The following is a 13632-nucleotide window of genomic DNA, read 5'->3' as shown; positions in this document are numbered from 1 at the left end:
ATCTCAGCCCGCTATCAGCAGAGGTTTAACCAGATAGCAGGGTGATTCGGTGTAGCCTTCGCGGGCATAAAACGCATTGGCTTTAATACGGTGTTCATGGCAGTGCACTTCCATCCGGTCGCAGCCGCGCGCCTGAGCCAGGTTTTCAGCATATTGCAGCAGCTGCTGACCGGCGCCTTTACTGCGTTCGCCATCGGCGATGCAAAAGTAACTGACCCGGGCAAAATCACCCTCCAGTGCCAGCTGAGGAATAAAATGCAGCGAAAGAAAGCCCAGCACGCTGTTATCCTGTTCAGCCACCAGAAGGCGTTCGGTATCATCGTTAATTAACTGCGCCAGCCGCCGCTCAATAAAGCGATGGGTACCTTCATAACCTAATTCGGTTAACAGGGCGCTAAGGGCAAAACTGTCTTTTTCTGCGGCGAGTCGAATTATCATACTTTTGCTCCACGTTAAGCCTGCAATACTGGGTGGGATGTCAGTCGGGGCGTTTTAATGTTTCCTTCATAATCCTTCGTCACACTCTTGCTTAAGAATAAAGACAGAAGGAAGCAGAATGAGCGCATTACCTAAATCTGTAAGTGAAGCCGTTGCTGTGATGATAAGCGTCCTGATTGCCGTACTGTGGCTTCAGCAGTTCTTTGCCCGATAAGCCATCGCGGTTATCGCAACGCGTCTTAATTAAGGGTGAATGGGACAAAAAAAAACCCGCCGATCGGCGGGTTTTAAAAATTCTGTCTGATAACTTAAATAGCGGCAACGTTAGCAGCAGATGGGCCTTTGGCACCGTTGGTGATTTCGAACTCTACGCGCTGACCTTCAGCGAGAGTTTTGAAACCATTGCTCTGGATGGCAGAGAAGTGAACGAACACGTCTTTGCTACCATCTTCAGGAGTAATGAAACCGAATCCTTTGGACTCATTAAACCACTTAACGCTACCTTTGATCTTAGACATCTATATTACCTTTACATGAAAAATGGACACAAAACTGTGTCGACGGTTAGTACAGCAATTGCCGAGCCTTTTGTCCAGTAGCGAAACGCGAAAAAGTGATAAATATCGCCTTTTTTGCTGACACATTATTATTCACGCCGCGGTTTCAGATCCAGGTACACGCCTGAAACTCCCCATCGTGCCACTCCCAGGGCGAGTCAGAAAAATGATAAGCACAGCACACCGATATTGTCTTTATTTCCTGCGTCTTAACTAAAATTTGATCTCAATCAATTTAAAATTATTTTACGCCTTTCAGACTCTATTAAAGCATTTTCAGTAACCTACACCTTAAGTTTCCTGAAAATTAATTTCATTAAAAAACAATGCTCAGCAAGAATCAATTAACATATCTTATGGATATCCTGGTAATTTTTGATAATATCACCTTAAGTAAATAGGATAAGTCCTGAAATTCGAGAGAAGCATGATGGTATTAAAATGCGCGAAATGTGGCTGCGGGAAGTTTATCTTTACCAGTGGGCAGAAGCGTTACGGGGGGCATTATGGTGCGGTTTGCGCGGACTGCATCAGGCCTCTTACGCTGTCAGATACCCCTTACTATAAGATTTTAGCAGGTGGAGACGTAACGCAGGAGGGACGCTTAACCTCACTTCATCAGGTAAATAATGAGTGCTGGACGTCATCCGGGGAGCGGTTAATTGAGTCGAAGCGAAAAGGATGACAGCCGCGTTTGCGCAGCCGTCATCCCTTTACCATCAGAACAGTATTTTAAACACGCCAGTAAGCGTTAGCAGACCCACGATAAAAATGATGGCAATAATCCAGAGAATAATCTTCATTCCATTTCCCTCAAACAAAATTAAAAGTCACTACGATGTAGTGGCTTGAGTATAGATGAAGATTTCAGGGTGTGCTTTTGCCGTCTCGCTTTATTGCCTGAGGGAACCCTGGCCTGCTCTTTACCACCTAGCCTTATTCGTCTGTATCGATAAGGTAAACCCATGGTCACACCTGCTCTCCCTTCATCCGGCAACAGCATAACACCTGACATTCATGATGCCCTTCCGGAACATCCCCACGCATCCCCATCATCAACACACAGCGATGCCAGCCAGACCCACGCCGCAACCCAGCGCGGCGTCTATCATATTCAGGGCACTGAGTATCACTCTGCTAACGAAGCGGCCATTCATTACAAGCTGGCTGCGCTGTTTGAGAATCACACTGACGGCGATAATCAGGCTGATTTTCACCAGCTGATCGAAGATCGCACCCGCCAGCTTCATGCAATGAATGAAACACCCGAATCAATTGAAGCGGTACTCACAAAAGGTAGCCGGCTTGACCGCGTGGCACAGGTTAGCCGAGGCGCTGTTCGCGCCATCCCGTTTGCTGTGGCATCGGTTGCCTTTGACCGCATCCCTCAGCTCAGCGCCTTTGCCCATGGCGCTGCTCAGCTTGGTATGCATGCAGGATTACAGTCGGGGATTGCCGACACCTTCGGCTGCGCGTTACTTGATAAAGCCACGGCGGATACGCAGTGGCTGGCCGCTGAACACAACGAGCTTGAACCGGTAATGCAGCAGGCGGCTGAGGCCAAACAACCGACAACCGGGCGACTGGCAGCGGAATATGCCGCCGCTATCCAGGCCTACAGCGTGCGAAATGTGGTGCGTCTGGGAACCGCTGCCGCCGTAACGGCAACCGCAGGGGCTAAGACGGCAGCAGCGGTAGACAGCTGGCTTACTGCGGGAGGCGGCCTGGCGGCCGGTGGAGCGATGTCCGCCGTGACCCATGCGGTAAACAGCAAATATAGCCGCGAGGGCGCTGAATACCTTTTTGGCCGGATGGACTGGAAGCAACGCTACAGCGCACTGAAAAATAGCCACGGCCTGACTGCGCCATTACAGGGCGCGGGTAAACGCCTGGCTAAATTCCCCGTTGATGTGGCAACGGAATCGCTTAGTGCGGGTCGTGAAGTATTAACGGCCAGCGGGATGACCAAGAATGCCCTGCTGGCAGGCGGATTTGCGGCTACGCTTTCGGCGCGTACGGCCGTCAGTCAGGCAATGTCGAGCAAAGGATTCAATGCGGCTTCTACGGCAGCGATGAATCACCTGACCAACCTGGCTCTCTCGATGCCCGTTTTTGCCTCCGTGCCGGCCGCTGAAATTCTTGCCCCCCTGGCGGCAGAACGCGCCAGTAAAGCGCTGCAGAAAGCACTGCCAAAAGCCGTTGACTGGGGCGCCAGACAAATTGAAGCGCGGTTGACTTCGCGCCTGTCCGATACATCAGGTAGCTGAATAAGCCGGGGAATAAGCGTTACGGGCCATATTCCCCCATTTGAAATAAGGGAGCGGCCCCCCTTTTCTCAGTTAAAGCACACATTCACTTGCTGACATCACCACTGCCCTGCTCGCTGGCTCCGCTGCCCTGAAGAGCCGAAAGGATAGCCCCCAGACCCAACATCTGCAGGGCGGCGCCCAGTTTACCGGCAATACCGTTACTCTCCGAGCCGCTATCCTGAGTGCCATTGCTGCTCTGTGCCGAGGCGGGTGCGGCAGCGCTGTCGCCATTCGCTGACTGGCCTGCGCTATCGCTGCCTTCAGAGGACTGGCCCAGCATCTTCTTAATCATGTCCATTAGCTGAGTCAGCATATCGCTACTGCCCTGCTCATTCTGGGTAGCCGTTGGTCCGTTAGCGCTGGCGTTACTGCCGTCGCTGGCCTCACTGGGGCTTTTACCGCTATCACCCGTTTTTCCCTGCCCCTGTAGCAGTTGAATGATCGCGTTTAGCAGTTGAGTAATCGCGTTAGTGCTATCCTGATCCTCACTCACTTCCTGACCGCTCTGGCTATTTTTTAGCGGTATGGCCAGCGCACTGTTCGCCGTACCGTTGCCCCCCTGCGTGCCAAAGTTAACGCCCTGCCCTGCGCGCTCAGATTTAGCCTGATTAATCGCCTCCATCTGACTTAAAAAAGGGCTGTTATTTGCTGTGCTGCTACCGCCTAACTGACTACCAATATTTACGCTATTCATGGGATTCATGAGTACCTCCAGTGAATGAGATAAGTGCCACTGTGAAACAGCGCACCCTAATAGCCCGGAAATTTTCCGGCTTCTTCGCGTTTTTTTGGTGGGGAACTAACCAGAAAGGTTCCAGCAAAAGAAATTTAAGACACAAATCTCGCAATTATAATTACGAAATCCTAACGATTAATAACAATAATAATGCAATTACTTACATGAACTTATCATCAGACACGGCCCGTCAGGTAAGGATTTCCTTACTTTATGGCACGGAGATCCCCACAACAAGTTCAGAGGAAACTGATAGCCGCCTGCATCGGGCTGGTAAATAGTGAACGAAAGTTAAGGATCATTACGGAACAATCTGATGCTGAAAGCGTGCCTCGCAGCAGATGCCGTTCCATCTCTTATTTCGTATCAGGGTGCTAACAGAATTTTTCAAATTCGTCTGAGGGAATCCAGGAGAAATTATGATTACAGATAGTGATAAGCAGCCAATTAAAAGGATTATCTGTCACGATGTTGCCGGGCGGTGTAAGGAGATATTTCCCTTAACGGGGGATAACACAGCGTCAACCAGCGTTATTGGACCCGCGATGGCGGATATTCATGCCAATCTGTATCCCATGGTTAATACGCTCGCTCCGCTGAAGGTCGATCTGCTGCTGGAAGGCGAGACCGGGACAGGTAAAGACACGTTAACCCGCCGCATCTATCAGCTCTCTGGCGTGACGGGGCCGCTGGTGCCGGTAAACTGCGCGGCTATTCCTGAAAATCTGGCAGAAAGCGAACTGTTTGGCGTGATGGCCGGTGCCTATACCGGGGCCAGTCATTCGCGTGCAGGTTATATTGAGGTGTCGGATAAGGGCATCCTGTTTCTGGATGAAATAGACAGCATGCCGCTGACTCTGCAGGCGAAGCTGCTGAGGGTACTCGAAACCCGTTCAATTCAGCGGCTGGGGTCGACTCAGCCCGTGCCCCTCGACCTGCGGGTGATCGCCGCTTCGCAGACGCCGCTGGCGGAGCTGGTTGAGCAGGGGCGTTTTCGACGGGATCTTTACTTTCGCCTTTCGACCATCAAAATTGAGACGCCAACGGTGCGTTCTCACGCCGAGCTGATTATTCCGCTGTTTCGCCGCTTTACGCTGGAGGCGGCCATGCGGTTGAAGCAGTCCGTGCCTCCCTCATCGTTAACGCTGGACGAAGCGCTGCTTCTGCATAGCTGGCCGGGAAATATCCGTGAACTGAAAGCGGCCGCCGAGCGTCACGTATTACGCCTGCCGCCGCTGTGCAATATTTCAGCGGGCGATGGCGAGGCGACCCTGTTAAAAGATCGTCTGCGCCGCATCGAACGCAGCCTGATTAAAGACTGTCTGAACCGACACGGCCATAAAATTGATGATGTGGTGCATGAACTGGGTATCCCCCGTCGTACGCTTTATCATCGCATCAAGTCCCTGAATATCGTTGCCTGAGAACATTTTTCATTCAGTTATTTTGGGATTAACTCTCTGCAGAAAAAATTAAAATTAATTTGGAACCCTTTACCTCGCGCTCCCACTTAACAAATGAAGACGCTGATGTTAATTATCCCTATCCATTTAAATCAGGAGTTAAATTATGGCAGGTCTCAAAGTTGGTGGTGGCGCTACTAGCCTGATCTCAGACTTATTAGGCAAAGTTTCAAGTGATGGCAGCCAGTTAAATACTGAACTGGGTTCGTCAGCAACCAAACTCCAAAGCTCAGCTGATGGCAACGATTTTATGTCCCAGATGCAGGCGATCCAGGGACAGATGCAGCAGGACTCCGTTGATAAAGCTAAACTTGATGCACAGAATAGTAAGATCAAAGGTATTGCGGACAGTGCAGCCCAGGCCGGCTCTGCGGCTTCCCAGGTTAAAATCCAGTATTAGTGATACGCTATGGCATGGGCATCTTTGATGCCTGTGCCACCTTCACCGCACTATTTTACCCTTCAACGATGAGCCAACAGCCATGAAAATATCACAATTGCCATCAGGGCCAGGCCATACCGAGCTTAATGACAAGTCCCTGCTGCCTCAGCCTGAACAAAATGACGTTGATTTTTTTTCTGCCCAGCTAAAAGAAGACCCACAGGTTGAAAAAGTTTCCGCACCTAATGGCGTGAGTCACTTTATGAATGGCCTTGCCAGCTCCTTTAGTAATAGCGAGCGGCAAAGAAAAGAGACCTTTCAGGATTTACAGAAAGCATCACGCTCATCCAATTTACTGGAATTTAGCCAGGCTAATTCGACTTTATCGAACTATTATATTGAAAATTTAATGAACGCGAAAATTGTCGCCAAAGGCGTACAAAGCATCGATAAACTGACCAACCTACAGTAGCGACGTAATGAAAACACTTTTGCTGAAATGGCTGGCGTGCCTGGCGCTGGTGCTGCTGCTTGCGGGCTGCGGTGATAAAACCGTGCTGTTTAGCGGGCTGGCAGAAAATGACGCAAATGACATTATTGCCGAGCTGAATCAGCACCAGATTGCCGCGCAAAAGCTGATTGAGAAATCGGGCATCTCCGTCGCGGTGGATGCAGAGAATATTGAACGCAGCGTGAAGATCCTCGACTCTGCCGGGCTGCCGCGTAAGGCGCGAACCAACCTGGGTGAGGTATTTCAGAAAAGCGGGGTGATTTCCAGCCCGATGGAAGAACGCGCCCGTTATATTTATGCGCTTTCTCAGGAAGTGGAATCCACCCTGGCGCAGATTGATGGCGTTGTTGTTGCCCGCGTACACGTCGTTCTGCCTGAGCGCCTGGCACCCGGCGAGCCTGTCCAGCCGGCTTCCGCCTCGGTATTTATCAAGTATCACAACAATCTCGATCCCGACAGCATTGAGCCACGAATTCGTCAGATGGTCGCCACCAGTATTCCGGGGCTGGCCGGAAAAAGCGATAAAGACCTCGCGATTGTCTTTGTTCCGGCACAAACCTATGAAGATCGCGTTGAGGTGGTGCAGATGGGGCCTTTCCAGCTCTCACCGGGAAGCTATTCGACCGTCAAGTGGATTTTTTCACTGTTGGCCATTGTGGTGCTGGCAGCCGTTGGCCTGACGCTGTTCAGACCTGGCAAAAAGCTCAGGCTCGGTAAAGCGAAAAATGCTGCTGCCGCAGCGGGGAAATAGCCGATGGAGGTGAGCGAACAGCAGGCTGAGCGCTGGCTGCAGTGGTGGCATCAGGGATACTGGCAGCAGGCGGATGAAAGCTGGCATATTAACGGCTTCTTTGCGCTGCCTGCCGCGCAGCAGCAGGCACTGGCATGGCAGCATCCCCTGGCGGTCGCCGCCGGATTTGATATTCGCCCTGCCCTGCCCCCGGCCCCTCAGGAGCGGTTACTCGCGCTGGTAAGTCTGCCCGATGCCTGCTGGGCGCGTCTCCTGACGCTGCTGGCGGGCGTTTGCGCACCGCACCTGGCCCCTGATGAACTGAGCCCCGCCAACCGTATCTGGTGCAGACGCCTGACTAAGGCCCTGCGCTGTGAAAGCTGGCTGGGTGATGACTGTTTTTACCCTTATACCACCGGTAGCCTGCTGTTACTGCATACGCTGTCGCCCGCCTGCTGGCCCCGGCTGCGACTGCGGTTTCCGCGGGAATGGGTCAAACAGGTCAGCGAGTATCCTGTGCCTGACCTGCCTGAGTCCCGGCTGGCCGCCCTGTGGGATGCCGTAATCTGGCAAAGCCAGCAACCGGAGAAGATGATACATGTGGATCCGCAAGAAAATCCCCTTACTGAGTGACCCACGGCTGTTATCGGGTGGCATCATCACCCGGGAGGCTATTGCTGAACATCAGCAGGCGCTGTCGATCCTTGAGGCCGCTGAGCAACAGGCGCAGCAGCGGCTTAACGGCGCCAGTCATCAGGCGGATCGGCTCAAGAGACAGATGCGTGAGCAGCACGAACAAGTGCTGGCTGAACAACTCGCTCAGCATCAGCAGGATTTTCTGCATCAGGCTGAACAATTTTTCGCTGAATGGCAGCAGCAGCAGGCGCAGTGGCAGGCAAACCTGTTGCCCAATGCGGAAGCCCTGCTGAGTCAGGCGCTGGCGCAGCTGATCGCCGAACTTCCCCCATCAGAGCGCGTCCAGGCCCTGTTGCAGCAGCTACTGAAAGCGCAGGGGCGCCCCGCTCCCGCCACCCTGCTGTGCGCCAGTGAACAACACCCGGCGGTTGAACGCTGGCTGGCGACCCGTCCCCAGCTTGAATGGCAGGTTAGCAGCGACGGCTCGCTGGCAGCGGACAGCATGATCCTTACCACGCCGCAGGGCGAACTCCACCTCAGCTGGGCGCAGATCTGCCCGGCCCTGATACCTGATATCTGATTCCTGATACCAATACCCGGGCAACCTCTCCTGACCCTGGTATCCTGCCACTATTTTTTCGCCTCAGCGGAACCCTAAGCCGTTGCGCGCCACATAATCCAGGCACCCTTACAGGAGATCCCTATCATGAGCAGTAATGACCCAATCCAGCGCCGCTTAACCAGTCAGGTGGTTCACGCGCAAAAGGATATGTACCAGTCTGCAAAGGAGAGTCAGGACCAGCCCTATAATGCCGCCGATATGTATGCCTTCCAGAATGAAATGCAGGATGTTTCTAATGCTAACTGGGCCAGTTCACAGTATACCCAGTACAAGCACGGCATCCGTAAGGCAATTATTGATGCCATCAACTGATGTTGCGGCACTGATTGAACACCGTTTTGAACAGACGAACGGTGAACTGGCGCTGTGGATTGATGATATGTCGGTCAGGCTACAGCGCCGTCCCGGTGGCTGGTTTTATCTTGCAGAGATCCCCCTGGCTCTTGAGGTTAATCAGCAGGTCCTTGACGTGGCACTTCGGCTTACCCGCCCCGCGCTCGAGCATTTTGGCGAACGCACGGCAGCCTTGTGCCTTAACCCACAGAATGCGTCACTGAATTTACTTGTCCGTCTTAAAAACGATCGGACCGAAGATGCCGTCATCCTGCTGGAAAGCCTTTGTAACCAGTGTGAAGTCTGGCAGGAAACCCTGCTGAGTCTGTTAACGCGGCAGCGCACTGCAATGCCCGTATAATAAGGAGAGAAGCGTGCCCCGACCGCTGACGACTTTTTTGCCGTTTCGCCCGTTACTGTTAACGCTGGCGCTCGGCTTATCCGTAACACACAGCTATGCCAGTACGCCCGACGAATGGAAAGAGGGGGCCTACGCCTACTCTGCCGACAATACGCCGCTCAGCGTGATACTCCAGGATTTCGCCAGCAGTCATGGCGTGGATGCCAACGTGACCGGCCTGCCGGATACCTTTGTTACCGCACGCCTGCGTTCCGATAACGCCGAGGCCTTTCTGAACCGGCTGGCGCTGGAGTATCGCTTCCAGTGGTTTGTTTATAACAACACACTTTACGTCAGCCCGCAGTCTGAGCAAACCTCACGCCGTCTTAAAATCAGCCCCGATGCCGCGCCAGACCTGAAACAGGCGCTGGAGGGCGTAGGCCTGCTTGAATCCCGCTTTGGCTGGGGCGAGCTGCCCGACGAGGGCGTGGTGCTGGTCACCGGTCCGCCGAAATATGTCGATATGATTGCCGAGTTCAGTAAAAAATCCGAGCCGGAAACCAGCGAAGATAAACAGATGATGGCATTCCCGCTGAAGTATGCCGACGTGGCTGACCGCACCATTAAATTTCGCGATCAGACGCTGGTGGTGCCCGGCGTGGCCACCATGCTGAATGAACTCCTTGGGCAAAACCGCGGCGGTACGGCCAGCGGCACCACCACCTCGCAGGATGGACGCGGCGGGAGCGATCCTTATCAGGCCATGCAGGAGCAAAGCCGTGGGATTATGGAGCAGATGATTGGCCGCAATACCCGCCTGGGCCGCAGCAACGCGCAGGACCAAAGCCAGGGTAAAGATCTACAGGGCAAAGTCTCCGCCGACGTGCGGAATAATACCCTGCTGGTGCGCGACAATAAAAAGCTGCACAGCGAGTATGCCGCCCTGGTGAAGATGATTGATGTGCCACAAAAGCTGGTTGAGATTGACGCGGTCATTGTCGATATCGATCGTAACGAGCTGGCGCGTCTCTCCTCAAGCTGGGGAGGACAGGCTGGCAACGTGGCCGGTGGGTCAAACATGCTTAATGGTTCGAGCACCCTGTTCGTCACCGATTTTAACCGCTTCTACGCGGATATTCAGGCACTGGAAGGAGAAGGCACCGCATCGATTATTGCTAACCCCTCGGTTCTGACGCTGGAAAATCAGCCTGCGGTCATTGATTTTAGCAACACCGCATTTATCACCGCGATTGGTGAGCGGGTAGCGGATATCCGCGAAGTGACCGCCGGGACCAGCCTGCGCGTTACGCCTCGTTCAATTGGCAATAATCCCGGTAAAGCGGCGGTACAGCTGGTGGTGGACGTTGAGGATGGCCGGCTGGACAAAAATCAGGACGGCAGCGCCCAGGGGACGGAAAATGGCGTCATCAGCACGCAGGCGCTGGTACAGGAAAAGCGTTCGCTGGTGATGGGCGGCTTTCATACCCGGCAGAGCGGGGATGATGAGCAGCGGATACCGATTTTGGGCCGGATCCCCTTTATCGGCAAACTGTTTACCTCAAATAATCACACCACCTCCCAGCGTGAGCGACTGTTTATTATTACGCCGCATCTGATTGGTGACCAGGTGGATCCTTCACGCTATGTGGACGCGGAAAACCGCGATCAGGTGAACGATACGCTACGGGATATCAATCGCCGTCATCAGTTTGGCGATATGAAACACACCATTGAGAGCGCGATGCAGGATCTGGCTGAAGACCGGCTGCCCGGCGGCTTACAGGCTAATCAAACCGGCCTGACGCTGAGTTCGCTGTGTAATATTCCGCTGACCTTTCGCAGCAGCGCGCGTCATCAGTGGTACGGCAATAGCTCAATGCAGATTGCCGTCGGCGTATTAACCAATACCAGCAGCGCGGAAGCGCGTTTCGACGAGTCGTCCTGCCGCAGCGATCGCACGCTTGCCGTGTCGGCATGGCCACACAGTAAGCTGAAACCTGGTGAGTCGACCGAGGTGTATGTCGCCTACGATACACAGATACCCGCCCGTCCGGCCCGGGTATCACTGCTCAAATCCAGCGACGGCTATATGCCTGCCGTCTCCGCGCCTGTCCGTTCATCGGATCGCTTACTGTCGCGGTAAAAGAGAGGGAGAGAAAAGTATGAAAAAGCCGCTGGGGATTCTGGCGCTGGTCACCTTATTATCGGCCTGCGCCCACCCGAAATTTGCTGGCTGTAACGATGTCTCCTGCAGGCCGGTCTCTGACGATCATGCCATGACCATCTGGTGGCAGCCGGATATGCGCAACGGGCCATTCGATTACTCCCGGGCATCGGTGAATGAATGACGCAGGTTGATAGCATAGCGGCCTTTATGCATGCCTGGCAGCAGGGTGAGGCCTGCTGCTGGGCCTTACAGCCCGGGAACGCGTTAATTTTTGCCCCCCTGCCCGCCCCCGTGCTGACGCTACGCATCCTGCCGGGTTCACGCCGTGACGACCTCGTGCGTCAGGTGTTAACCTGGCGCTTCCAGCATTCCGACCGCTACGAAGGGTGCTATATCAGTATGGATGCCGGGGGTGCCCTTAGCCTGATCTGTTTCCCCACTGACGATGATGACCCGCACGATCTCATTACCACACTCTGTTCGCTGGGGGATTTACGCTAGGCAGTAAGAAAATTAAACGTCATCCATCTCCAGCACCTCATCAAGCTCCTGATCCTCCAGCTCCCTGAGCAGCCGGTAAACCTGCGCCACGGCCTTCAGCGTTTCGCGAGGAATGTATTCGCCCTCTTTAACCGTGCGGAACAGCGTACGGGTCAGCCAGACAAAGCGGATAACCGGCATATTTCGCTGCTGCGCGTAAGCGATAATATCCTGCGCTTCGTAGCCCTCTGCCTTATAGAGCAGTCTCGGCAAGGGGGTTTCACCGGGGCGATAATAGAGTCCTACCGCGAAATGCGTCGGATTAATTAACACCATATCCGCCTCCTCGACCGCCACTTCTCGCCGTGCCGGTTTCGGCGCTTCATTAAGGATCTGCTGCGACATGGATTTTCGGTGCCCCTTCATATGCGGGTCGCCTTCGCTCTGCTTAAACTCGTTGCGGATATCCTCATGACTCATGCGCTGCTGCTTAAGAAAGAAGTACTTTTGCAGGCCGAAATCCAGCGAGCTCATCACCAGCAGCAGGGCCAGCGTTTCCCGGACAATTTTCATAAACAGCGCCAGAATGGACTGCCAGAAACCGTTGAGGTCGTCACTGTAGGCAAGCTGCGCCAGCGGGCCGAGATCGGGTTCGATCGCCAGATAGAACACCACGCCGATAGCCACTGACTTCAGCACGCTGGTGAGCAGCGAGGTGAATTTTTTGGCAGAAAACATGTTCTTCAGCTGGCCCACCGGATTGATGGCGTCAAACTTAGGCTTAATGGCCTCGGTCGCGAACAGCGGGCCAAACTGGATCCAGCCGCCAATAATACGCAGCAGGAAAATCAGCGCGCAGACAATGCCGCAGAAATAGAGCAGCACCATTAACCCGTCGGTGGCCACCTCCTCCATTGCATGACCAAAAGGATCGTTTAGCCGGGCAAGAGGCAGCATAATCATCGACTCCAGCCGCGCCATGCCGCCCTGTACCAGCGCAAAAATCGTCTCCATAACGCCGATGCAGATCAGCAGCTTAGGGATATCCGGCGTCTGACCGACCTGGCCCTTTTTACGCGACTCCTTTAGCTTTTGCGGCGTTGCATTTTCGGTTTTTTCGGCCATTACCGCGTCACCCCGCGCAAAATCTGGCTCATCTGTGGAATGAGATCTTTGAGTTCAAACAGGCGTTCGCCTGCAACGTAGTTCAGGATCGGCAGATAAAGCACGAAAAACAGCATCCCCAGCAGGCATTTTGCCGGCATGGCCAGCACCGTCGCCTGGAGCTGAGGGCTGTAGATACTGAGGATGCCAATGCTAAAATCAACCAGCAGCAGCAGGGCCACCAGCGGACCCGCGTAGAGAACGATGTGCGTAAACACGCCTGCCAGCAGCGTCTGATACACCTTGAAACCCGCTTCACCGGGAAAGGGGAGCCACTGCATCGCCGGCCACAGGCGGTAGCTGTCCCAGATAATTTGCGTCAGCGTTGACAGCCCTAAACCCAGCACCAGCAGCAGGATAACCGACTGCTGCATCAGTACCCCCAGCGGGGTGGCATCCGGGCCAAGCTGCGGATTAAGCTGTCCGCCCATTAACGCGCCGCGCTGGTTATCAAACAGCGCGCCGACCGATTCAAACAGCCAGAACGGCATTGCCATCAGCAGGCCGATCACCACGCCGATCGCTATCTCTTTCAGCGCCAGCGCGGCCAGCAGGAACAGGGAAGGATCCTCCAGCGCCAGCTGCTGTTGAATCATCGGCGAAGGGAACAGCGCCAGTGCCAGCACGATGGCCGATCGCAGGCCGCCCTTTATGACATTAAACGAGAAAACCGGCGACAGCAGCAGGCAGGGGAATATGCGGGCCATGGCGAGCGTGATCGCAAGAATAAAGTGGTAGCCATCGTAGAGGACACTGTTCCACAT

The 13632-nt window shown here is 54.0% G+C and carries 17 protein-coding genes; 12 read left to right on the top strand and 5 right to left on the bottom strand.

All coding sequences use genetic code 11. From position 1 onward, the window contains the following. Positions 1 to 3: 3 nt before the first annotated feature. A complete protein-coding gene (locus tag A1830_RS10530; protein ID WP_067705492.1) occupies positions 4 to 438 on the bottom strand; it encodes a GNAT family N-acetyltransferase in 435 nt (144 codons plus the stop codon). 308 nt (positions 439 to 746) lie between these two features. After that, the gene (cspE, locus tag A1830_RS10525; protein ID WP_004156612.1) at positions 747 to 956 is read right to left on the bottom strand and encodes a transcription antiterminator/RNA stability regulator CspE; all 210 of its coding nucleotides are present in this window, start codon (positions 954 to 956) and stop codon (positions 747 to 749) included. Between the two features lie 1004 nt (positions 957 to 1960). Between cspE and A1830_RS10520 the strand changes: the two genes are divergently transcribed. Next, entirely contained in the window at positions 1961 to 3262 is a 1302-nt protein-coding gene (locus tag A1830_RS10520) for a hypothetical protein (RefSeq protein WP_067705490.1), read from the top strand. An 85-nt stretch (positions 3263 to 3347) separates the two neighbouring features. On the opposite strand, the gene A1830_RS10515 is transcribed toward A1830_RS10520, so the two are convergent. Next, positions 3348 to 4007 (bottom strand): hypothetical protein, encoded by a 660-nt coding sequence (locus A1830_RS10515; protein WP_067705488.1) that lies wholly within the window; start codon positions 4005 to 4007, stop codon positions 3348 to 3350. Between the two features lie 455 nt (positions 4008 to 4462). On the opposite strand from A1830_RS10515, the gene A1830_RS10510 reads away from it, so the two are divergent. The 11 genes from A1830_RS10510 (at position 4463) to A1830_RS10460 (ending at position 11725) form a co-directional block, all read left to right on the top strand. Then, positions 4463 to 5464 carry a sigma 54-interacting transcriptional regulator gene (locus A1830_RS10510; RefSeq protein WP_369815704.1) on the top strand — a complete coding sequence of 334 codons (1002 nt, stop codon included), beginning with the start codon at positions 4463 to 4465 and terminating at the stop codon, positions 5462 to 5464. Between the two features lie 145 nt (positions 5465 to 5609). Then, entirely contained in the window at positions 5610 to 5903 is a 294-nt protein-coding gene (locus tag A1830_RS10505) for a hypothetical protein (protein ID WP_231877606.1), read from the top strand. 82 nt (positions 5904 to 5985) lie between these two features. Then, positions 5986 to 6357 carry an EscI/YscI/HrpB family type III secretion system inner rod protein gene (locus tag A1830_RS10500; protein WP_067705486.1) on the top strand — a complete coding sequence of 124 codons (372 nt, stop codon included), beginning with the start codon at positions 5986 to 5988 and terminating at the stop codon, positions 6355 to 6357. Positions 6358 to 6364: 7 nt separating this feature from the next. Continuing rightward, complete coding sequence (gene sctJ, locus A1830_RS10495; RefSeq protein WP_067705484.1) at positions 6365 to 7147, top strand: type III secretion system inner membrane ring lipoprotein SctJ; 783 nt, start codon at positions 6365 to 6367, stop codon at positions 7145 to 7147. 3 nt (positions 7148 to 7150) lie between these two features. Beyond that, positions 7151 to 7759 (top strand): hypothetical protein, encoded by a 609-nt coding sequence (locus A1830_RS10490; RefSeq protein WP_067705482.1) that lies wholly within the window; start codon positions 7151 to 7153, stop codon positions 7757 to 7759. Further along, positions 7725 to 8342, top strand: a complete 618-nt coding sequence (sctL, locus tag A1830_RS10485) for a type III secretion system stator protein SctL (RefSeq protein WP_067705479.1) — start codon at positions 7725 to 7727, stop codon at positions 8340 to 8342. The genes A1830_RS10490 and sctL overlap by 35 nt, the downstream gene beginning before the upstream one ends. Before the next feature lie 126 nt (positions 8343 to 8468). Then, positions 8469 to 8696 carry an HrpF protein gene (locus tag A1830_RS10480; RefSeq protein ID WP_067705477.1) on the top strand — a complete coding sequence of 76 codons (228 nt, stop codon included), beginning with the start codon at positions 8469 to 8471 and terminating at the stop codon, positions 8694 to 8696. Next, positions 8683 to 9078, top strand: coding sequence for a type III secretion system chaperone family protein (locus A1830_RS10475; protein WP_067705475.1), 396 nt, complete (start codon positions 8683 to 8685; stop codon positions 9076 to 9078). The genes A1830_RS10480 and A1830_RS10475 overlap by 14 nt, the downstream gene beginning before the upstream one ends. 13 nt (positions 9079 to 9091) lie before the next feature. Next, the gene (sctC, locus tag A1830_RS10470; protein ID WP_231877605.1) at positions 9092 to 11200 is read left to right on the top strand and encodes a type III secretion system outer membrane ring subunit SctC; all 2109 of its coding nucleotides are present in this window, start codon (positions 9092 to 9094) and stop codon (positions 11198 to 11200) included. A 19-nt stretch (positions 11201 to 11219) separates the two neighbouring features. Continuing rightward, on the top strand, positions 11220 to 11405 hold the full coding sequence (gene hrpT, locus A1830_RS10465; RefSeq protein ID WP_067705472.1) for an HrpT family type III secretion system protein: 186 nt from the start codon (positions 11220 to 11222) through the stop codon (positions 11403 to 11405). Next, positions 11402 to 11725 carry a hypothetical protein gene (locus A1830_RS10460; protein WP_067705470.1) on the top strand — a complete coding sequence of 108 codons (324 nt, stop codon included), beginning with the start codon at positions 11402 to 11404 and terminating at the stop codon, positions 11723 to 11725. The genes hrpT and A1830_RS10460 overlap by 4 nt, the downstream gene beginning before the upstream one ends. Before the next feature lie 12 nt (positions 11726 to 11737). Here the strand turns inward: A1830_RS10460 and sctU are convergent, their stop codons facing one another. Both sctU and sctT read right to left on the bottom strand, forming a co-directional pair. Beyond that, positions 11738 to 12829, bottom strand: coding sequence for a type III secretion system export apparatus subunit SctU (gene sctU, locus A1830_RS10455; RefSeq protein ID WP_067705468.1), 1092 nt, complete (start codon positions 12827 to 12829; stop codon positions 11738 to 11740). Beyond that, a complete protein-coding gene (gene sctT, locus A1830_RS10450) occupies positions 12829 to 13632 on the bottom strand; it encodes a type III secretion system export apparatus subunit SctT (RefSeq protein ID WP_067705466.1) in 804 nt (267 codons plus the stop codon). Before sctT ends, sctU begins: the two co-directional genes overlap by 1 nt.

It is taken from the genome of Erwinia sp. ErVv1 (genome assembly GCF_900068895.1).
Lineage (GTDB): Bacteria > Pseudomonadota > Gammaproteobacteria > Enterobacterales > Enterobacteriaceae > Erwinia.
Note: the sequence above shows the minus strand (reverse complement) of the source record. Positions and strands in the feature narration are given on the sequence as shown.